The sequence below is a fragment of the Sunxiuqinia rutila genome (assembly GCF_050589705.1).
Taxonomy (GTDB): Bacteria; Bacteroidota; Bacteroidia; order Bacteroidales; family Prolixibacteraceae; genus Sunxiuqinia; species Sunxiuqinia rutila.
The window spans coordinates 63,417-83,603 of record NZ_JBNGOT010000006.1 but is presented as its reverse complement, the minus strand read 5'-3'; the positions used below and the strand labels follow the sequence as shown (position 1 = coordinate 83,603).

At 42.9% G+C, this 20,187-nt stretch carries 15 protein-coding genes and 1 tRNA gene; 8 read left to right on the top strand and 8 right to left on the bottom strand.

Going from position 1 to position 20,187, the window contains the following annotated elements; translation table 11 throughout:
* Positions 1 to 63: 63 nt before the first annotated feature.
* The gene (gene rfbB, locus ACRD6K_RS09055) at positions 64 to 1,119 is read left to right on the top strand and encodes a dTDP-glucose 4,6-dehydratase (RefSeq protein ID WP_430973161.1); all 1,056 of its coding nucleotides are present in this window, start codon (positions 64 to 66) and stop codon (positions 1,117 to 1,119) included.
* A gap of 76 nt (positions 1,120 to 1,195) precedes the next feature.
* On the opposite strand, the gene deoC is transcribed toward rfbB, so the two are convergent.
* Genes deoC through dtd form a run of 3 tightly spaced genes read right to left on the bottom strand, consistent with a single transcriptional unit; the run spans position 1,196 to position 2,886 of the window.
* On the bottom strand, positions 1,196 to 2,023 hold the full coding sequence (deoC, locus tag ACRD6K_RS09050) for a deoxyribose-phosphate aldolase (RefSeq protein WP_430972991.1): 828 nt from the start codon (positions 2,021 to 2,023) through the stop codon (positions 1,196 to 1,198).
* 6 nt (positions 2,024 to 2,029) lie between these two features.
* The gene (locus ACRD6K_RS09045) at positions 2,030 to 2,377 is read right to left on the bottom strand and encodes a nucleotide pyrophosphohydrolase (RefSeq protein ID WP_430972990.1); all 348 of its coding nucleotides are present in this window, start codon (positions 2,375 to 2,377) and stop codon (positions 2,030 to 2,032) included.
* Positions 2,378 to 2,430: 53 nt separating this feature from the next.
* The gene (gene dtd, locus ACRD6K_RS09040; protein ID WP_430972989.1) at positions 2,431 to 2,886 is read right to left on the bottom strand and encodes a D-aminoacyl-tRNA deacylase; all 456 of its coding nucleotides are present in this window, start codon (positions 2,884 to 2,886) and stop codon (positions 2,431 to 2,433) included.
* Between the two features lie 131 nt (positions 2,887 to 3,017).
* Here dtd and ACRD6K_RS09035 point away from each other — a divergent pair, with 131 nt between their 5' ends.
* Together ACRD6K_RS09035 and lplA are read left to right on the top strand one after the other, a co-directional pair.
* Positions 3,018 to 5,411, top strand: coding sequence for a TonB-dependent receptor (locus tag ACRD6K_RS09035; protein ID WP_430972988.1), 2,394 nt, complete (start codon positions 3,018 to 3,020; stop codon positions 5,409 to 5,411).
* A 13-nt stretch (positions 5,412 to 5,424) separates the two neighbouring features.
* Positions 5,425 to 6,402 carry a lipoate--protein ligase gene (gene lplA / locus ACRD6K_RS09030; RefSeq protein WP_299578593.1) on the top strand — a complete coding sequence of 326 codons (978 nt, stop codon included), beginning with the start codon at positions 5,425 to 5,427 and terminating at the stop codon, positions 6,400 to 6,402.
* Positions 6,403 to 6,405: 3 nt separating this feature from the next.
* On the opposite strand, the gene ACRD6K_RS09025 is transcribed toward lplA, so the two are convergent.
* From ACRD6K_RS09025 to ACRD6K_RS09005, 5 genes are read right to left on the bottom strand one after another with little or no spacing between them, the layout of a single operon-like run.
* Positions 6,406 to 8,949 carry a carboxypeptidase-like regulatory domain-containing protein gene (locus tag ACRD6K_RS09025; RefSeq protein ID WP_430972987.1) on the bottom strand — a complete coding sequence of 848 codons (2,544 nt, stop codon included), beginning with the start codon at positions 8,947 to 8,949 and terminating at the stop codon, positions 6,406 to 6,408.
* On the bottom strand, positions 8,946 to 10,517 hold the full coding sequence (locus tag ACRD6K_RS09020) for a carboxypeptidase-like regulatory domain-containing protein (RefSeq protein WP_430972986.1): 1,572 nt from the start codon (positions 10,515 to 10,517) through the stop codon (positions 8,946 to 8,948). The genes ACRD6K_RS09025 and ACRD6K_RS09020 overlap by 4 nt, the downstream gene beginning before the upstream one ends.
* Positions 10,517 to 12,085 (bottom strand): PDZ domain-containing protein, encoded by a 1,569-nt coding sequence (locus ACRD6K_RS09015; protein WP_430972985.1) that lies wholly within the window; start codon positions 12,083 to 12,085, stop codon positions 10,517 to 10,519. The genes ACRD6K_RS09020 and ACRD6K_RS09015 overlap by 1 nt, the downstream gene beginning before the upstream one ends.
* 17 nt (positions 12,086 to 12,102) lie before the next feature.
* Positions 12,103 to 13,089 (bottom strand): FecR family protein, encoded by a 987-nt coding sequence (locus ACRD6K_RS09010; protein WP_430972984.1) that lies wholly within the window; start codon positions 13,087 to 13,089, stop codon positions 12,103 to 12,105.
* Between the two features lie 37 nt (positions 13,090 to 13,126).
* Complete coding sequence (locus tag ACRD6K_RS09005) at positions 13,127 to 13,711, bottom strand: RNA polymerase sigma-70 factor (protein WP_299578603.1); 585 nt, start codon at positions 13,709 to 13,711, stop codon at positions 13,127 to 13,129.
* A gap of 255 nt (positions 13,712 to 13,966) precedes the next feature.
* Between ACRD6K_RS09005 and ACRD6K_RS09000 the strand changes: the two genes are divergently transcribed.
* The 5 genes from ACRD6K_RS09000 (at position 13,967) to ACRD6K_RS08980 (ending at position 20,187) form a co-directional block, all read left to right on the top strand.
* Positions 13,967 to 14,437: a hypothetical protein gene (locus ACRD6K_RS09000; RefSeq protein ID WP_430972983.1), complete on the top strand. Its 471-nt coding sequence runs from the start codon at positions 13,967 to 13,969 to the stop codon at positions 14,435 to 14,437.
* Positions 14,438 to 14,504: 67 nt separating this feature from the next.
* A tRNA-Leu gene (locus tag ACRD6K_RS08995) sits at positions 14,505 to 14,588 on the top strand.
* A gap of 39 nt (positions 14,589 to 14,627) precedes the next feature.
* Positions 14,628 to 15,914 carry a tyrosine-type recombinase/integrase gene (locus ACRD6K_RS08990; RefSeq protein WP_430972982.1) on the top strand — a complete coding sequence of 429 codons (1,287 nt, stop codon included), beginning with the start codon at positions 14,628 to 14,630 and terminating at the stop codon, positions 15,912 to 15,914.
* A gap of 610 nt (positions 15,915 to 16,524) precedes the next feature.
* Positions 16,525 to 17,529 (top strand): helix-turn-helix transcriptional regulator, encoded by a 1,005-nt coding sequence (locus ACRD6K_RS08985; RefSeq protein ID WP_430972981.1) that lies wholly within the window; start codon positions 16,525 to 16,527, stop codon positions 17,527 to 17,529.
* A 60-nt stretch (positions 17,530 to 17,589) separates the two neighbouring features.
* Positions 17,590 to 20,187, top strand: coding sequence for an N-6 DNA methylase (locus ACRD6K_RS08980; protein WP_430972980.1), 2,598 nt, complete (start codon positions 17,590 to 17,592; stop codon positions 20,185 to 20,187).

Below are 20,187 nucleotides of genomic sequence, written 5' to 3'. Positions count from 1 at the left end.
ATGGCCATCCCATTTTCTTATCGGGGGAGAATGGCTAATTTTGACTTTGCAAAAACTGAATAGATCATGAAAACAATACTTATCACCGGAGGTGCCGGTTTTATCGGATCGCATGTGGTCCGTTTGTTTGTCAACAAATATCCCGATTATCAAATCGTGAACCTGGATAAGTTGACTTATGCCGGAAACCTGGCGAACCTGAAAGACCTGGAGGGCAAGGCCAACTACGAGTTTGTCAAAGCCGATATTGTGGACAGTGAAGCGATGCTTAAGCTGTTTCGGGAGAAGCAGTTTGATGGCGTGATTCACCTGGCGGCCGAGTCGCACGTTGACCGCTCCATCTCCAACCCAACGGAGTTTGTATTCACCAATGTGATTGGTACGGTTAACCTGTTGAATGCGGCCCGCGAAATCTGGAAAGACAATACCGAGGGCAAGCTGTTCTACCACATTTCAACCGATGAAGTGTATGGTTCGCTGGGCGAAGAGGGTTTGTTTACCGAAACCACCGCTTACGATCCACACAGTCCGTATTCAGCATCGAAAGCCAGTTCCGATCATTTTGTGCGGGCTTATCATGATACTTTTGGTCTGCCGGCTTTGGTATCGAACTGCTCTAACAACTATGGCTCATTTCAGTTTCCGGAGAAGTTGATTCCCCTGTTCATCAACAACATCAAAAACAACAAGGCCTTGCCTGTGTATGGTAAAGGAGAGAACGTTCGCGACTGGTTGTGGGTAGAAGACCATGCCCGGGCGATTGATGTTATTTTTCACCAAGGTAAGGTGGGCGAAACCTACAACATTGGCGGGCATAACGAGTGGACCAACATTGACTTGATTAAGCTGATGTGTGCCATAATGGACCGTAAGTTGGGTCGTGAGGCAGGTACTTCTGAAAAGCTGATTACTTACGTAAAAGACCGTGCCGGCCACGATTTGCGCTACGCCATTGACAGCACCAAGCTTCAAAACGAACTGGGCTGGGTGCCCAGCCTTCAGTTTGAAGAAGGACTGGAGAAAACCATTGACTGGTACCTGGACAATAGTGAATGGTTGGACAATGTAACGTCTGGTGATTACTTGAAATACTATGAAGGGCAATATCAAAAACGATAACTGATCAGCAATAATCATCATAAAAAAAAGGGGTTTCACATTCAAGTGAAACCCCTTTTTTTTATGTCTTGTGGCCTTAAAAGTATTTGATCTTTTCATCAATCAGGTCGCTCAACAAGTTGTTGGCTAGTCGACTGGCGCCAATCCGGAACAAGGATGGGGTGAGCCACGCTTCGCCCAGTATTTCATTCACAATCGTCATGTATAGAATAGCATCTTCGGTTGTTGAAATTCCACCGGCCGGCTTAAAGCCAATCTTTCTGCCGGTTTTGAGGTGAAAATCCTTGATTGCTAAACACATCTCCAAAGCAGCTTCGGGAGTTGCGGCAGGGCTCATCTTTCCGGTAGATGTTTTGATGAAATCTGCACCCGATTCCATGGCCAGGAACGAAGCATGCCGAATCTTTTCGGGTTCGGCCAGAGCGCCGGTTTCCAAAATCACTTTCAGGTGTGCATCGCCAATGGCCTCTTTGATGGTGGTGATTTCTTCGCGGCAAATCACATCGTCGTCATCCAGGAAAGCCCACAGCGGCAAGACAATATCGATTTCGTCGGCGGCATAGTCTACAGCCATTCGGGCTTCCTTCACCTTGACCTCAATGAAACTCATGGAGCAGGGGAACCCGCCGGCAACGGCAGCAATGTTGACATGATCGTCCTGCAGGTTCTCCTTAACGGTACGAACCATATTGGGATGCACGCAAATGGCTGCCACATTGGGCAGGTTGGGATAGTCGTTCTCAAAATCATTAACCCGCTCGGTGAATGCCTTTACATGACTAATGGTATCGGTGCTGTTCAAAGTGGTTAGGTCAATGCAGGAAAAAGCCAGTTCTTGCCAATCGGAGTTGTTGTTTTGCCGGGCTATTGCTTTTATTTCAGTTAGATGATTTTGGGCTTCCATGAGATGCTATTTAAGTTTTGGATTATTCTGATGCCTGTTTTGATCGCGTTTTGTTTTTTTGTTTACGTTATTTAAGAATGCTTGGTTCAGGTCAACACCGGTTTGGTTGGCTAAACAAATCAGTACCCAGAGAACATCGGCCATTTCATCGGCCAGATCATGATTCAGCTCGCTCTTTTTAAACGATTGATCACCATAAGTTCGAGCCATGATTCGTGCTAATTCACCCACTTCTTCGGTTAAAATGGCCATGTTTGTCAGTTCACTAAAATAACGTACGCCAATGGTTTTAATCCATTCGTCCACCATTAGTTGGGCTTCGGGTAAGCTGATTGCCTTCGATTTTGTATTCATAGATTGACTAAAAGGATAATATAGGTTAAACAAAGAAGGGGGCTTTTAGATTGCTAGAAGCCTTTGTTTTTTGAGTCGATTATGATGGTTACCGGCCCGTCGTTAAGCAGTTCAATTTTCATATCGGCACCAAATTCACCGGTGGGCACTTCCTGTTGAAGGGTGGCCGACAGAGATTCGACAAACTGCTTGTAAAGCGGAATGGCAGTTTCTGGTTTTGATGCACGAATGTATGATGGCCGGTTTCCTTTTTGGGTGTTGGCGTGCAAGGTAAATTGGCTGACCACCAGCGCTTGTCCGCCAATGTCGGTTAACGACCGGTTCATCACTCCGTTTTCATCGTCAAAAATGCGCAGTTGACTGATTTTCCGGACTAAATACTGAATATCTTCTTCCTGGTCTGCGTCTTCAATTCCGAGTAGAATAAGTACCCCTTGGTTGATGGATGATTTTACTTTTTGCTGAATACTGACTGAAGCCTTGGCGACCCGCTGAATAACCACTCTCATTTTTTGTCTGTTTATTGAAAAGAAAGCTGGTTGCGAACAAGCTTTCCTTATTTTTGTTTAATTATTCCGGTTGCTGTTTAAACAATTAAAGAGCTCCGGATTTTTGATAAACAAAGATAATGATTCAACAAATGATGCGAAATAAAGTAACTTTTATCTTAACGCTTGCTTTGTTGCTTGTCGTGCATTCTGCCTGGGCGCAGAAGGCCGCTGTGCAAGGGCGGATTTATGATGCGGAAAGTAATGAAAGCCTGCCTTTTGTGAATGTGGTCGTTGCCGGATCTTCTCTGGGGACGGTGACAGATGAGCAGGGGCGTTATTTTCTGACAGGCCTGACTCCAGGCTTCATTCGTTTGAAGGTTTCGTTTGTTGGCTATGAGGAGGTCATCTCGCCGGAGGTGGAAGTGAGTAACCTGAAAACAACCTATTTTGATGTTGAACTGGAAAAAAGCAACACCGAACTTGATGAGGTAACGGTTTCGGCGTCCTTGTTCCGAAAGACGGAAGAAAGCCCGCTTTCCTTAAAAAATATTGGGATTTCAGAAATTGAGAACAGCCCCGGAGCCAATCGCGATATCTCCAAGGTCATTCAGTCTTTTGCCGGGGTGCAGTCAACTCCCTCATTTCGCAACGACATCATTATCCGAGGTGGTGGGCCTTCCGAAAGCCGCTTTTTTCTGGATGGGGTAGAAGTGCCAAACATCAACCACTTTGCAACGCAAGGAGCTTCGGGTGGACCTGTGGGCATTATCAATGCTGATTTGCTGCGTGAAGTGAACTATTTTTCCGGAGCATTTCCGGCCAACCGGGGAAACGCGCTGAGTGGGGTGTTTGAGTTTTATCAGGTTGATGGCAACGCGGACCGGCTGCGGGCGCAGGCTTCGGTGGGAGCCTCGGAAGTGACAGGTACCATTGATGGGCCTTTAGGCGACAATACCACTTACATTGTTTCTGCCCGCCGGTCCTATCTGCAGCTGCTGTTTAGCTTGCTGGAGCTTCCGTTTTTGCCAACCTTTAACGATTTTCAATTCAAACTGAAAACCAAGCTTGATGCCAAGAATGAGCTAACCTTTATTGGCTTGGGAGCTATTGACAAGTTTGCACTTAACCTTGATTTGGAAGAGCCGGATGCACAGCAACGCTACATTTTGGCCTTTTTACCTCAAAATGAGCAGTGGACTTATACGGTAGGCGCGGTTTACAAGCATTTTCGGGACAATGGTTATCAAACGCTGGTCGCCAGCCGCAGCCACCTCAATAATTCAGCTTACAAATACCTGGACAACGATGATAGCTCGGAAGCCAACAAAACACTGGACTATGAATCGGAAGAAATTGAAAACAAGTTTCGCTATGAAAATACGGCTCGCTTTGGACAAGTGAAGCTAAACTTTGGAGCCAACCTGGATTTTGTAACCTATACCAATTCAACCACCCAAAAGCGCTACTATCCGGAGGGTGTGTTGGATGTCAACTTTGACACGAAGTTGAACCTGGTGAAATGGGGCATTTTTGGGCATGCCAGCAACAAGGTGCTGGGGGATCGGCTGACCCTTTCTTTGGGTATTCGCCTGGACGCCAACAGTTACTCGTCTAGTATGAGCTCGCTCCTTGATCAGGTTTCGCCCCGGCTGTCGGCTTCCTACCAGCTGGCGCCTCATTGGAGCCTGAATTTCAACACGGGCCGGTACTTCCAGTTGCCGCCTTACACCGCCTTAGGTTATCAAGAGAATGGTGAGTTCATCAATAAAACCAATGATTTAAAATACATTCAGGCTGATCATCTGATTGGAGGAGTTGAATACCGGCCGCGTCCGAATGTTTTATTTTCGGTGGAAGGTTTTCTGAAGAAGTACTCCGATTATCCGTTTTCAATGAGGGATTCCATTAGCTTGGCCAACCTGGGAGCGGATTATGGTGTTGTGGGCAATGAAGAGGTGCGTTCCATTTCGGAGGGAAGGGCTTATGGGGCTGAATTTCAAACCCGGGTGGCATCGTCCAATAACTTCAACCTGAACTTGTCCTACACTTGGGTACGCAGCGAGTTTGATGATAAAAATGGGGAGAAGCTGGTGTCGAGTTGGGATAGTCGCCATTTAGTGGTGCTGACCAGCACGAAGAAACTGAAACGAGACTGGCAGGTCGGCCTTCGCTGGCGCTATGTAGGCGGGCTGCCTTACACACCTTATGATCTGGATCGCTCAAGCTTGATTGAGGCTTGGAATCAGACTGGAGGGCCTTACCTGGATCCGGATCGGTGGAACACTCGGCGCTTTGATGCTTTTCATCAGTTGGACGTGCGGATTGACAAGGCCTATTACCTGGATAAGATCACGGCTAAATTCTATATCGACATTCAAAATTTGTATAATTTCCAGAATCAGGATAAAGATATTTTGGTGCGAAAGCAGGATGCCAATGGCCAGTTTGTAACGACCGACAATGGTACCCGTTATGTGCTGGAAAGGGTAGAAAACACAGCCGGAACCGTTCTGCCAACCATCGGAATCATTCTGGAATTTTAATTACCTTTACTTCATGAGTGTGATTTGTATTCAACAAAAGGGAACTGATCCTTACTTTAACCTGGCAGCAGAGGAGTATTTGCTGAAAAATTCCACGGAAGATGTTTTCATGCTTTGGCAAGGAGAACGTTCGATTGTTGTGGGCAAACACCAGAATGCCTTGGCGGAAATTAACCATCGGTATGTGGCTGACAATAAGATCAAAATTGCACGCCGTATTTCGGGTGGAGGGACCGTGTTTCATGATCCGGGAAACCTGAATTTTACTTTCATTCAAACGGTTGACCGCATTGATCAGGTTAACTTTAAAACATTCACACAACCGATTGTGGCTGTTATGAAGGAGCTTGGGCTTGAAGCTTATACTACCGGGCGAAATGATTTGCTGCTGGATGGAAAGAAGATATCGGGCAATGCGGAGCATGTTTTTAAAAAGCGGGTATTGCATCATGGTACTTTGCTTTTCAATAGCGAATTGAGCCAGCTGCGGAATGCCCTGAAAGTTGATCTGTCACGCTTTAAAGACAAAGCCGTTCAGTCGAATCGCAGCGAGGTGACCAACATTTCCGATTATTTGAAAACACCGATGACGGTTGGCCAGTTTTCGGATTTCATTTTTGAGGGAATCCGGAAAACATATCCTGAGCAACGTGTGTATCAGTTTTCGGAAGAAGATCTTCAGGCCATTCAGCAATTGCGGGAAGAAAAGTACACAACCTGGGACTGGATTTATGGTTACTCGCCCAAGTATACCTATACCAACCAAGTAGAAATGGATGGTCAGTTGATTTCTTTTTCCTTACAAGTGGTGAAGGGAATCATCAACTCCATCGACTTTCAAGGACGGATTTCTAATACACAAGCTATTTTACTCACCAATTCCTTGCTCGGTACACGGCATGACTTTGAGGAGCTAAGCGGAAAGCTCAAAAAAGTGGAGGTCGGCTTGACCCCAATCTCAGTCGATCAACTGTTGGATGTTTTGGTCTAGTGCTCAGGGAACAATCTCAAAAACATGCGTTAAGGTGTTGATTTGCCCATGGGGATCGATGATATCGGCCCGCAGGATAAACTTGCCCAAAACATGTCCGGCATTCACCTCAAATTCAGAATGATTGAGAGGGGACAGTTTTACAGCGGGATTCCAAAAGAGTGTCGTTGGCTGCTGTTTGGGATGTTCGGCTTTCTGCTGCCAAAAATCGCGTGGAATACGGTAGCCATTTTCATATAAACTTTCTGTTTTTTTGGTGGTAGGTTCTTCGAGTGGCTCTCCTCGCTTGGTGCGGATTTCAATTAGTCCAACTGAATTTAAGCCGGTGTAGCGTTGGATGTCCACCGGGCTGGTCGATACGTTGATGGACTCAATGTCTTGTGGGCTGATGGTGTTCAGCACCGATGAGCTGGTCCCCAGCTTATGACCGTCCAGAACAATCAGTGCTCCGTCCTGAGCATTGATGGAATTTGTTCCTCCCGGGAAAATAATTTTGTCTCCTTCCAGCCGGTAGGATTTGATGGTTTTTAGTACTTCGAGCACCGGAGTGCCCGTCATCAGGTATTTTTTGTAGGAAGGCTCGCTTTTAGGCAGGTTATTTTCCGGTCGTTTGACCGGAGTAAATAGTGCTTTATTTTGTTCGTAGAATTCGGGGCTGAACTGGGCTTGCTTGTCCAGTGCCCTGGTTTGAATGAAATGCTGCACCTGCTCTGTAATTTGCTCCGTCAGCGACAAGTCAAATTTGACCGTGAGGTTTTCATTGCCATCGGGACCAATAGCTTTTACGGCGAAGTTTTTCAGGTCTTTGGCGGCTATTGCTTGTTGGAAGAAGGTTCCGTTTCCATCTGTTGATGCCTGAATGATTTGCATGTTTTGAGCATGAATGAAACTGACTTTGGCATTGGCAACCGGTTCATTGCTTTGGTTAACAATTTGGCCCGACACACCGGATTGCAGGTGTTTGCTTTGTTCCCGTTCGCGGTCAAAATTCAGAATGCGTGACCAAGAGGCATTTTTCATGCGATTGGCAATGAGCAGGTAGTTCATGCTGGTTTCCCTATTGGGCGATTGCAGGAGCTTGGAGGCTTCAGTCAGGGGCTTCTCCAGGTCGGCGTTGATGGCAAGCCATGGAGCCCATTGTGTCGGCCAGTCTTTGCTTTCTTCAGCAGCACTGATGCCAAGGCTTACTTCGGGAAGAGAAGCTTCTGTTTCGTTTGTTTTCAAGGTAAAGTGAAATACCTCGCCTGCCTTTACCTCTCGGGGAGCTGTAAGTTCAAAAGGTTGTTCAGCTTCCTGATCAACATACACCAGTCGGGTGGCCAGCACCTGTTCTTCCTGATTGAAAACTGTTAGCTGGTTGATTCCATTGGGCAAGTCTTTCTTCGGAATCTTTAGACGGGTAGGGCCCGAGGGGGTGAGTTTCGAAGCCCAGAAGATGTGTTCACCTTTATTGGCAATCAGGTAGATGGGTTCATTCTGTACAGATGAGGGAGGAATGAGGTTCGCATAAATGAAAGCTCCATCGGTTCGGATAACCGACAAGGCGATGGCCTCCTGAATCGGAGGTAGTGCAATGATTTCATTTGTTCCAGTCTGGCTGGTAACTTCCAGGCTGTATTGCCCGTCTTTTTCAAAGTTTGCCGGAACAATGCCAAAGCCCGGCGTTGGGGTCTTGCCTTGTGCAAGCTTGTTGCCGTGCTCATCCGTGATTGTTGCTGTGCCCAGCACTGGCTGCCCCAATTGGTTGTGTATGGTGAAGCCTAGGTTTTGTGTTCCAGCGACCAACTGCCCTCCTTCTGGATAAATAGAAATATCAAGGGTTTCATCCTTGACGGGAAGTGTTGTGGTGTAGTTTAGCTCCTGTCTCCTGGAGTTGAGCGTTAGACTGAGCGGGCGTTCAAAATTTTGATCCGAAAAGTTCAGGTTTACTGAGGCTTGGCCTCCAGTGTCGGTTCGGAATTTTTGTTTCTGAATCATTTCGGAACCATTATACAATGTAGCTTCCAGCTTTTCTTTTTTTGCCGGATCGCCCTGCATGTTGGTAAGCCGGAAGGAGTAAGCATTGGCCTGCTCCGTGTTGGACACTTCCATCTCCTGAAGTCTGAACGCATTTTCGTTTTTGAAGTTGATGTCAATTCGCTTGTAAAATGCTTCATCGGCCGAATTGAGCAGGTTTGGTCGGGCTACCAAAACATAGCTTCCTTCCTGCAGGTTTTCAGGAAGGAGCAGGTCGCCTTTTATGGGACCGGAGTGGGTACGGTAAACATCGCCGGCAAGACGCTCGCCTTGGCTGGAGTAAAGTTCTACCTGGCACTCGTTGCTGAAAGGGGTTCTGGTTTGCCCGGTGGCATCGGTAATAAGCATGGAAAACCAGATGGTTTCCCGAGGCTGGTAAACTTCCTTGTCGGCAGTGAGCTGCACCTTCTCAATGGGGTAAAATTGGTAATACGCACGAAGCTTTTGAGCGACGTTTTCAATGACATTGGTTTGTGCTGATGTACTTAGTGCGCTAATTGTCAGGCAAAGGAATAGCAGACTGGTTCTCATGGTTGGTTGTTTTGAGTGGTTAGTGGTTGAGGGTGGGGCTGTGGCACGCTTCCTGTTTGAGACGCTTTTTTCAATGCTTTTCGTAGGTCTTCACTGGGTTTGATTACATTGTAATTTCCCCAGAAATCTTCATCGTAATCTGAAATAATTTCACTGAAAATATCCGAAGAATTGAAGTTTTCCTGTCGTTTAAAGCGCCTCAAGTTGGTTGCACGATGATCAGTTACCAAAAGGTCTGACACGCTGTGAAAGACGGAATTGATTTTGTCGTGCCGGCTTTTGACATGAAACTTTACAGAGGCCTGGGCGGTGCTGAAATACCATTTATTATGATGTTGCTTGTAGCTGACCGAATAATCCAGATCGATGGGACGAACCCGGAATCCGTGGGGCTTTTTCTTGATTAATGATCGACGGGCACTTTTTTTCCCGTCCCGGCTCAGGCTGAATTCAGCATGAACCAAGGCAAAGGTTTCCTGATCAACATATAGCTTGCCTTCATAGGTCAGGTTGTCAATCTTGGCGTTAGGCTTAAACAGGACAACATAGGTTGGGCGGTTTTCATAGCTGATGACTTGCTCAACGGCATAGCTGTAATAGTTGCGGAATTCTTTGTCGATGAACGAATCCATGGTTTTAATGACATCCAGCTTGTTGATGTAATAGGGCCCGCCTTGCATTTTGAAATCAACCAGGTGGAACGAGGGCTCCACTTCCGGACTTTTGCGTCCTTTCAAAAAGCGAATTTGGTCTTCGCGGAACCGGTTGGTGTAATCGATCTTCAAAATATCCATAATGGCCTCTGAAACATTGATGTAGTCATTGTCCTGCTTTAGGACTTCGCGGTAAAAGGAGGTCATCAGCTGGTTGTTGGTGGGGTAGTTTTGCGCAATGTTCTCATCCAGCTTATCCATGATTTGAAGCGCATCGACGGCTGTGACTTTGACTTCCCGCAGTTTAATTTCAACCGGATCGAGCCGGATGTTGAGCGGGTTGTGCTGAAGGGTGTCCAGCAACAGGTAGCGGCGGGCATAGCCCATGCACGAAATCACCAGGGTGTCCGATTCATATTCAGGTGGTATCTTCAGGTTAAATTCACCATCTACGTTGGAAATGGTGCCAAAGGGATGTCCCAGCACCGAGATGCTTCCATAGGGAATCAATTCGCGGCTTTGGCTGTCCTGCAAGGAGCCGGATAAATTATAGCGGATCGAAGGTGGTTGGGTGGAGATCTGGCTGGTGGCAGAAGCTTTTCGCGAAGTAATGATTAGCTGGTTCTTGAGCAGGTTGAAGTGATATTTTTGGTTGAACACAGCTTTTAAAACAGCCTCCAGCGGTTGATTTTGCTGGTGAATAGAGATGAGTTTGTCGGTGTTGACAAGCATGGGATCGTAGGAAAAGTAGATGCCGGTTTGGCTTGATATCTGATTGAGAAGATCCAGAAGCGGGCCATGCTCCACCTGAACGCTGACCTTGGCCTGGAGGTTAATGACTTGCTGCTCCTGCGCATAAATTGAAAATGGCAGAAACAGGAGCAGCAGGTTAGTTATCAGGTTTTTGGGTTTCACTAAAAGATTTTTTCCAGTTGAAAACTCGTTTTTATTTCGTTTCCATCCCGTAGTACTTTCATCTTAATTTTTCGGTCTTCCTTGCTTTGTAACAACAGGTTGATGTCATTCAAAGATAGTGATTTATGACTGGTGTTGTTGAGTGATATAATTTGGTCATTAACCTGTAGTCCGGCCAGGTCTGCAGGCGAATTTTCCCGGATGTTGTCAATGGTGTAAATGGGGACTCCGGGCATGGGATTATATACTTCCATGCCGCTCATGTTGTAGTTGAAGTCATCTTTCACCTTGCTGGTGGGGCGGAGCTTGATTTGGTGATTGGGATAGTCGAGTGTGACGTAAAAGCGCTTCAGAATTTCGGCGCCCAGCGTTCCGTTCCTGTCGTTGGCAACAATCAGTTCCTCAATCATATCGTTGTGAGGGAAGGCTACAATGGGTTCGGTTAGGATGAGTGGTCCCACCCAAATGCCGCCAATCCGGCCTTTTCGTCCGTGTAAGTCGCCGCTAAGCCCTTTCCCCAGGAAGGTTTCGATACTGTTTTCCGGAATGTTAATGCGATCGTCGGACTTGGTTGATAGCCAGATGGCATCACTGGCGCCTGTATCAACCAGCAGTTTTACGGGTACTTCCTTGTTGTCGTCGGTCATGATGGTTGTGCGCACGTACGGTTTGTTGTGCTCAAAGTGCAGAGGCATTACAATGTCCCTGTTTCTTACCCGGTCGCGGTAATGTTTTGGCTTGGTTACCGTCAGCTTTTGGGCATCATAATCAATTTCCACAACAAAGTCCTTGAAGAGGTCGAAGCCAATTAATCCATGCACAGGGATTCCCAGAATTTGCGAAATCTGGAAGTTGTCGTTGATCACCATGTGCACTTCCTGGTTCCAGGCCACCAGCCCGTCAATTTTCATGGTGTTGTTGCCCGAGCGGTAGGCAGTAAGCGTGCTGCCTTCGCCCAGCCCTCTGATGTTGACGGGTTGCAGCAGGTTCAGGTTTAGCTTGTTTACGTAGGGCAATTCTGTAATAATGGGGGTGCGTACACCGGTATCCAGAATGAAATTCAAGGTGTCAGACTCATTGATCTGCACCGGAATGATGATGAGGTTACTGGCTGATTTAAATTTGAAGGTGATGGATTTCTGCCTCGGATTCTGAAATTCAAACCGGTTCTTGCTGGGCTTGAAGCGCATTTTTTTTTCGTAGTCAACGCTTTCTTTTAGCGGGACATAGTCACGCACCACAAGTAGGTTGTTTTCAATTTCAAAAATCAGGTAGAAGTCTTTCATCAGCTTATCCAAAACATAGCGGATAGGCTTGTTTGAAATGTTAAGTGTAATGTTTTTTCCTTGAAGGAGTTCCGAGTTATAGGAATAATCCAGATCCAGGTAGTTGCAAATTTGTTCCACGACCTTACTCAAGGATTCGTTTTCAGCATAGAGGCTGATATTTTGATCCAAGATGGGGTCTCCTTGTCTTTCTTCCTGAGCTGCCAATGGCAAGGCCATCACGAAGAACAGCAGGATGGAAGTGAATAATGAAACGGCGGCTTGTATGTTTTGTGTTTTCATGGCTTGAATGTTTCTGATTAAGCATCTTTCTTCAACAGGTAGTTCCCATTCCGGATGTCGACTTTCAATCCGTGTGTTGTTGAAATCACTTCAAGGATAAAATCGAGGGGCTCTTTTTCAAAATGGGCATTTAAGAGCAGGTTGTCCAGGCTATGGTCTTCAATTTCAATATGAACCCGGTACACCTTGTTTAATTGTTTGATCACGTCGTTCAGTGAACTTTCGTTAAACACCAGCGTACGCGTTTTCCAGGCTAAAAAGTTGGGATCGGCATTTTGGCTTTTGATCAGTTGCTTGCTGGCGGTTAGAAGCGTTCCTTTGTCTCCCGGATCGAGAATGATATCTTCCATCGCTTGTTGCTTAGAGACTTGCACTTTGCCGGAGGCCACAATCACTTCAACCCGATCATTCTGCGGGTAGGCATTAACCGTAAAGCTGGTTCCCAGAACCTTGACGGTTGCTTCCCCCGCATGAATGATGAATGGTTTGTTGCGATTAGGTGTCACTTCGAAAAAGGCTTCTCCTTCAATAGAGACTTCCCGGTTTTCGTTGCCAAATTTGTCGGGATAATTAATTTTTGTATCCCGGTTCAGGGTGACCACTGTGCCATCCGACAGTTCAATTTGAGAAAGTCCTGAATCGTCAACCACAACTTCGGCCATGTGTGCCTCGCTGTGCTTTTGTTGGCCAACCCAGTAGGCCGAACCGCCAATGAGGATGGCCAGAAGGACTGCTGCAGCAATTTTAATCAACCGCAGCGGTATGAGCCGGCTAGCTGGTTTGGCGCGTTCGGTGTGGATGTGTGTCTTCACCTGGCTGAAAGCCCGGGAGGTGTCGTATTTTTTGAGCTGAAGATGCAGATCAATTTTCTGTGCCAATCGACTCAGTTTTTCCTTTTCGGCTTCGTCAATTTCAGCTTGTTGGAAGGGCTCACCGGGTGCATCAAAAAGTTCCCGGGCCAATAATTCCCAATCCTTTTGCCTGATGTCTTTGTTTGTTTTCATCACCTTAAAGACAAGCCAGAAGTAAAATACCCTGAATTTATCGTTTGTTTATTTTAAACAGGGCTAGTCCGATGAAGTAGTCTTTGTAGTCGCTAAGCTTTTCGCGAAGTTGTTTTAAGGCAAGGCCCATGTGGGTTTCAACAGTTTTAACCGACAGGCCCATTTGGTCGGCAATTTCCTGGTATTTTAATCCTTGTTCGCGGCTAAGTTTAAAAATTTGTCGGCGTTTCTCTGGAAGGGAGTTGATGCTTTCTTCGATCTTTTCCGCCAGTCCAACTTCCAGAAAATAGTCGGCCTCCTGGTATTCGCGAAGTGCTGTTTCTTTCATTTTTGAAGCATGTTTTTCCCGGATTTTGAGGTGCTGGATCCAGTTAATGCACTGGTTTTTTACTGAGCGAAACAAATAGCTTCTCAAGGAGCTGTTTATCGTCAGACTGTTACGCTGGCTCCATAGATAAACAAACAATTCCTGAACAATTTCTTCGGCTTTTTCGTCGTTGGATAAAACATGGCTGGCGTAAAGGCAAAGTGGCGCATAGTAAGCATTGAATAGGGTTTCAAACGCTTTTTCGTCGCCTTGTGTTAGCTTGTTAAAGAGGGCTTTCTCGTTGACTAGCATCATGCTTTTTACCTTCAGTCCATCTGATTTCAGGCTAAGGTATCAAAAAATACAGATGTTATGCAAAGAAAATATTCTTCGGAATAAAAGAATGCGGGGATAGGGTAGAAGCCGTGCTTGTTACATGAAGTACAGGTTTTATGGTAGGGGAGGTGAAATTGGCGATTGGATTTAGAACCATTATTTTTGATGCGTTGCTTGCAATTTCTGCAAGAAAAAATATTTGAGAAGAAATTACGAATTATAAAAAGAGATCGAATGAGAAAGATAATTTTAGGATTTGCACTTAGCTTATTATTGTCCGGAGCTGCCTGGGCGCAAGATTACAACACCGGGATTGGTCTGCGAGGCGGTTTCTCGAGTGGGGTAACTGTGAAGCACTTTCTGAGTAACAATTCAGCATTGGAAGGAATTTTGTCAACCCGCTGGCAGGGCTTTAATCTGACTGGCTTGTATGAAGTGCATAACCATCCCTTTGCTGTTGATGGCTTGAGCTGGTATTATGGTTTTGGTGGACATCTCGGGTTTTGGGATGGCGACCATGTTAATTGGGGACATCATGATAAAACCTATACGGTGATTGGTATTGACGGAATTTTAGGGTTGGAATATAGTTTTGTGGAAGTTCCGTTTGCCTTAAGTTTGGACTGGAAACCGGCATGGAACGTATTTGGGCACTCCGGGTTTTGGGGTGATGGAGGAGCATTTTCGATTCGTTACACGTTTTAAGTGAAAATTTTTTCGATTTTTGCTTTGAGCTCAAAAAAAATCCATTACTTTTGCAACGCTAATTCAAGCCCGGGTGGCGGAATTGGTAGACGCGCTGGATTCAAAATCCAGTTCTGGCAACAGAGTGCGGGTTCGATTCCCGCCCCGGGTACTTTTGGAAGTTCTGATATTCAAGTAATTACAAAAAATTATGAGTAGAATATCAGAACTCCCACCAAAAGTCCCACCAAATCCACTACCTTCGCAAAGTCTTGCAGCAAGCATCAAAGAAATGGCAATCAAAAAGAAATATAAAGAACCAAAGATTGTCCGGGCTAAAAGAGGTTGGTTTATTGCACTTCCCTATGAATATCCTGACACACCGGGTAAATACAAGCGTTTTGAGATTTCAGCTGGAATTAATTATATCCGGGATCTGGATGAAAGAGAACAAGAAGCCCAGTCACTACTAAAAGAAGTAAAAAGGGCTTTAAAAGCTGGTTTTGACCCTTTCTTTGCCGGAATGGAAGAACAGTTCGCGAAATCAATTACAAAGAAAATTGAGGGTATAGAAAGAACAGAGGGAGTTGTTCCAATGTGGACAATTATCGAAGGAATTAAAAACTTTCAGGAATACTGCATTAAGAAAAATCTCTCCAACAATACGGTTCGTACATACAATACCTTCATCACAAATTTTTCTTCCTGGTTAGAGGAAAACGAAATGGAAGAATTAATGGCCTCAGAAATATCAGAAAATACAATTCTCGGATTTTTAGATGAGTCATTTGATGAAGAAGGCTGGACACCAAGAACGTATAACAACCACTTAAGATTTTTCAATACCTTGTTTTCGCGCATGTTAAAACTGGAACGCAAGGAGAATAAAGAAGTCAGCTATCATCTCGAATTAGGCGATATCGAATTTAAAAAGGACAGGGCAGAAAAAAACCGCTATTATTCTCCAACCGTCGTCAATATGGTTAAACGAGAACTTGAACACATGCCTGAACTTTTCCGGTATGTAAACTGGATTTATTACAGCTGCATGCGAACCAGGGAAATCAGATTGCTCCAAATAAAACATATTGATCTCGAAGCCCGGCAAATTAAAGCAATAGGGCCAACAGCAAAAACCGGTGACAGGCTTGTGCCGATATGTGATGAGCTTAAAGATTTAATTTTGTCAATGGGAATAATGAAACTCCCACAAGATTATTATGTATTTGGAAAATCAGGAGTTCCATCGGCAAATAAGGTACACAAAGATTATTTTTCAGAACGGTACAAACCCATTAAGGATAAATTAGGGCTCGATAATAAATATACCCTTTACGGGTGGAAGCACACACGTGTGGTAAACTTATTAATGGCCGGGTATACAGACCAGGAAGTAATGAGCTTGACCGGACACCGGGATTATAAAAGTTTCATGGCCTACAAACGTGAGCTGGTTGTAGATACTTCTGCGATGAAAGGAAAAACAATTGGTTTTTAATGGTATAATAATTGCGTATATTGCATTACACTACAACAAACTAAGCAATGAAAACAATCCTTAAACTATTATTTCTACCAATTCTTTGGTTTGCTTCTTATACGTCCATAATGAACGGATTTGTCTATCATAAATATGATGATTTAATTGGAGGTATTGCACTTGGAGTATTGTTGTTATACATTGTATATAGAATGGTAGTGCCAAAAAAGAAAGTGGAGTGAATTCAGGAGATGATGATAGTTTATTTCGCTAAAAGTCATCTTGGAATTTTTTACTTTAGTTGTATTAGTGCTTTGTAAAACTTGGACTGATTAAAATGGTTCAGAGTTATTAAATACTACTATGATGAATCAATCTCGCGATTGTTAAAGTGTCACATTCGGTATATTTAACACATTATAATACACAGTAAAACAATTAAATAAACCATATGTCCATTTATCTCCGTAAAGCATTCCAAATATTTTACTTTCCTTTTTATTGTTGATTAAAATTACCGGTATAAAAGAACACTAGCATTTGTTGATATTAATTTGTTTGATTGAGAATGATTGAGGCAGAATAATTTTTAATTTTATGCAGATGTTCTGCACAAAGACAATCAACTATGGCAACCAACAAAAACGCTGTACTTCGATATAACACTCTTGACAGATGCTTTAGCAATTTTCAACGCAGGTTTTATTTTGAAGATTTAATCGAAGTTGTAAATGAATCCATTTGGGAATTTGACCCGGAATTGGAAGGAATTAAAACCCGGCAATTACGTGATGATATTCGCTTTATGCGAAGTCCGGAAGGTTATGATGCACCTATCGTTTCATATCGAGATGGCAAAAAAGCATATTACAGATATGAGGATGCGGAGTTTTCAATTCACAAAAAACCGTTAACACAAACGGAAGCAGAACAAATCAAAAGAGCCATTTCAATATTACAACGATTTGAAGGTGCACCGGAATTTGAATGGATAAATGAACTTGGCCCAATGCTTACAACAGAATTTGGTTTATCACAGTCTGAGAAAAAAAACATGTCGTTTGAATCGAATATCGATTATTCCGGTTATAATAACATATTACCTCTGTTTAATGCGATTGAAAACAAACGTGTACTAAAGATTACCTATCACCCTTTTGATAAGCCAAGTTACTCCCTTTTGTTCCACCCATACCATTTGAAACAATACAATAACAGGTGGTTTGTTTTTGGACTAAATGATAAGCTCCAAATTCCAACCTGGAATTTGGCTCTAGATAGGATTGAATCAATTGAAGAATCATCTTTCGAATATGTAAGTACTGAAATTGATTGGGAAGAACACTTTTATGATATTATTGGAGTAACAACACCGAAAAATGGAGAAATAGAAGAAATTGAGCTTCTTTTTACAAAAGAGCAGGCTAATTACATAAACACAAAACCTATTCATGCGTCACAGCGAAGTACACAATTAGATTCAGGTGAGCTTCTTGTAAAATTAGAACTGATTCCCAATTATGAATTGGAGACTTTACTGTTAGCTTTTGGCGAAAAGGTTCGGGTGGTGAATCCAGAAGACTTAAAAAGTAAAATTAAAAAACGTTTAGAAAAGGCTTTAGAAAAATATTAATTTGATGTGCATATACACTGCACAGAATCATTATACTTTTGGTAAGTACAAATAACAAGTATGGCTATACAAGATTCTTTAGATAATTTATTAATAAAAATGCACGGTAAGGTTCATTTAAAAGATGCGTATGAATGGCTAGGTGCAAAATATTCAATTGACACTATACAAAAATACATTGCGGAAAATTCCGATAAGTATGAGATTCGGAAAGACTATATTCTTTCCGAAGATTTACAGATTGAATCGTTCATTTTAAAATTAAAAGATTTACTACGAGATAATTCAAGAAGGTATCCTGACCTTTATAGAATTATAATTTATAAGTATGCTACTGCATTTGAACCCGCTTTCACTGACCAAGAAATGGAACTGAAGATTCAACATATTGAATCCAACAGTAAGTTCATTTTATATGAACTTGACCATTTACTTTATCCTCTAGACCTAGATTTTTATTTTAATAGAAAGATAAGGTACAAATTCACTTCCCGTCTATTCGAATTTTTACTCTCCGAGGAATTTAGAGGATATGGATTATATACAACACCAACATCAATTGTTCAACTATTTGTAAAGTTACTTCCTAATATCGATGAAGCGAGGGTTTATAATCCTGCAGCCGGAATTCTAAATTTGGTAACTGCCTTAGAGGTAAATTCTACACTCGGAATAGACATAAGAGCTTCAGAAATAGATAGGAAAATTTTTGAATACGGTAGGCTTTTTGCGGAAATTAACCAGCTTGAACTAAATTACAATTGCACCGATTCTTGTGATGAGATTAGCGATTTAAGAAACGAGAGTTACGATGTTATTGTAAGTAATCTACCATTTGGTGCGAAGATTCACCAGACCTATTTCCCAGAGAGACGTTATACTGAGCTAGCACTGCATATTATTTCCGAATCTTTAAAGAAATTGAATGAATCGGGGAAAGCCGTATTTTTAGTAAATGAAGGCATTCTTTATGCAAATTCACGGCAAGGAAAAGATTTCAGACGAGAAATAATTGAAAGTGGTAGGCTGAAAAGCATAATAACGCTTCCTACAAAGATACTGCTTCATTCCTCTGTTAAGACTTGTTTGCTGGTGTTTGACAAGGTGGATTATAAGGAACATATTAAATACGTTGATGCAAGTACAGAAGATTATTATATAACCAACAGAGATAAGTCGATAACACTTGAAGTGGATAAAATTATCTCATTATTGGAATTTTCCCCGGAAGCGCAGAATGTAAATGTTGAAGAGCCGAAAGGAAATTATGCTAAAAAGTCTTCCTTGCACATTTTGTCATTCCAAGAGATTCGTAATAATAATTATGATTTGAGCCTTGGGCGCTATATTCTGAACCTGGCCAATTATGGTAAAGAATACACTCCATTAAAATCTTTTTTAAAGCCGCTTTCTGCTATTAGAGTGAGAGAAGGAATATCTGTACCATATGTAAGAATCTCGGAGCTTAATGGGAATAAACTTGATGCAGATGGGAAACTTGGTGTTAATACAACCAGAAAAAGAGGGAGGCTTCTAGATGAACCCGCATTTTTAATTGGTACAGTAGGTGGAAGTTTCAAACCTACTTACTTCGATGGCTCTTTTGTAATTGAAGTGTCAGATAACATTGTTATATATACGTTTAATAATAGGGAAGTTTATCCCGAATATCTTATTCAGGAACTCAATGCTGAGTATGTATTTAAACAAATGAATATACTGGCAAAGGGTTCTGTAATAAGAAGTATTTCAAGGGCTGATTTAGCTTCAGTAAAAGTAAAATTACCATCTTTTGAAGACCAAAAACGTATATATAGTGCAAGGATTGATTTTAGTGAACCTTATATACAAACAACTACAACCACTTCATCTGCTGTAACGAGTACAACTACGACAATACCGGAAGAGAGAACTATAACAGACACTGATATTTTTCAAACATTTAAGCATGAGATTGGCAATATTTTAAAAGGTCCGGAAGGATTTTTTGACCTTCTTCCACAATTTTTGAAACGCAATAAGATTGGTATGGATACTCCTATTGTTGAAACAGAGCCAGACACAATTGGTGAAATGTTGCAATCATCAGCTGCTAAAATTAACCAGGTATATGATGTTATGGAGAACATGAAAGGAATTCTGTTCTCTGATGAGAGATATTTCAAGCCCACTGAAGTGGAACTTAAACCTTTTTTAGAAAGATGTCTAAAACAAGAAATAACAAATGGTAAAATAAAGTGGACGATTCTTATAAATGAATCAGCTGAAAGTAAGAGAAAAGTATATGCAGTAATCGACACAAGCCAGTTCGAATATGTTGTTAGAAACATGGTCGTAAATATTGAAAGACATGGAGGGAATAAGGAGACCATCAATCTGCTTGTAAATGTGGTTGCTGATAAGGAAAAAACTTTAATTGAATTCATTAATGATGGGGAGCCTCTACCTGCTAACTTTTATATTAGCGATTATGTGCAATATGGTAAAAAATCAGGAGATTCTACCGGCCAAGGTCTGGGTGGGTATCTAATAAATCGGGTAGTAAAAAACCATGGTGGTGAAATTGATATTTTACCTTCGGGTAAAAAGTTTAAAACCAATCATGAGACCATAGAGGCAACTGTTCATTTTTCAATATCAATCCCAAAAATTATTTAA

Coding starts and splice junctions, on each gene's coding strand:
- ACRD6K_RS08990 (WP_430972982.1), top strand. CDS start 14,628: ATGAGTAGAATATCAGAACTCCCACCAAAAGTCCCACCAAATCCACTA.
- lplA (WP_299578593.1), top strand. CDS start 5,425: ATGAGTGTGATTTGTATTCAACAAAAGGGAACTGATCCTTACTTTAAC.
- ACRD6K_RS08985 (WP_430972981.1), top strand. CDS start 16,525: ATGGCAACCAACAAAAACGCTGTACTTCGATATAACACTCTTGACAGA.
- ACRD6K_RS08980 (WP_430972980.1), top strand. CDS start 17,590: ATGGCTATACAAGATTCTTTAGATAATTTATTAATAAAAATGCACGGT.
- deoC (WP_430972991.1), bottom strand. CDS start 2,023: ATGGAAGCCCAAAATCATCTAACTGAAATAAAAGCAATAGCCCGGCAA.
- ACRD6K_RS09010 (WP_430972984.1), bottom strand. CDS start 13,089: ATGAAAACAAACAAAGACATCAGGCAAAAGGATTGGGAATTATTGGCC.
- ACRD6K_RS09045 (WP_430972990.1), bottom strand. CDS start 2,377: ATGAATACAAAATCGAAGGCAATCAGCTTACCCGAAGCCCAACTAATG.
- ACRD6K_RS09035 (WP_430972988.1), top strand. CDS start 3,018: ATGATGCGAAATAAAGTAACTTTTATCTTAACGCTTGCTTTGTTGCTT.
- ACRD6K_RS09015 (WP_430972985.1), bottom strand. CDS start 12,085: ATGAAAACACAAAACATACAAGCCGCCGTTTCATTATTCACTTCCATC.
- ACRD6K_RS09025 (WP_430972987.1), bottom strand. CDS start 8,949: ATGAGAACCAGTCTGCTATTCCTTTGCCTGACAATTAGCGCACTAAGT.
- ACRD6K_RS09000 (WP_430972983.1), top strand. CDS start 13,967: ATGAGAAAGATAATTTTAGGATTTGCACTTAGCTTATTATTGTCCGGA.
- ACRD6K_RS09005 (WP_299578603.1), bottom strand. CDS start 13,711: ATGATGCTAGTCAACGAGAAAGCCCTCTTTAACAAGCTAACACAAGGC.
- dtd (WP_430972989.1), bottom strand. CDS start 2,886: ATGAGAGTGGTTATTCAGCGGGTCGCCAAGGCTTCAGTCAGTATTCAG.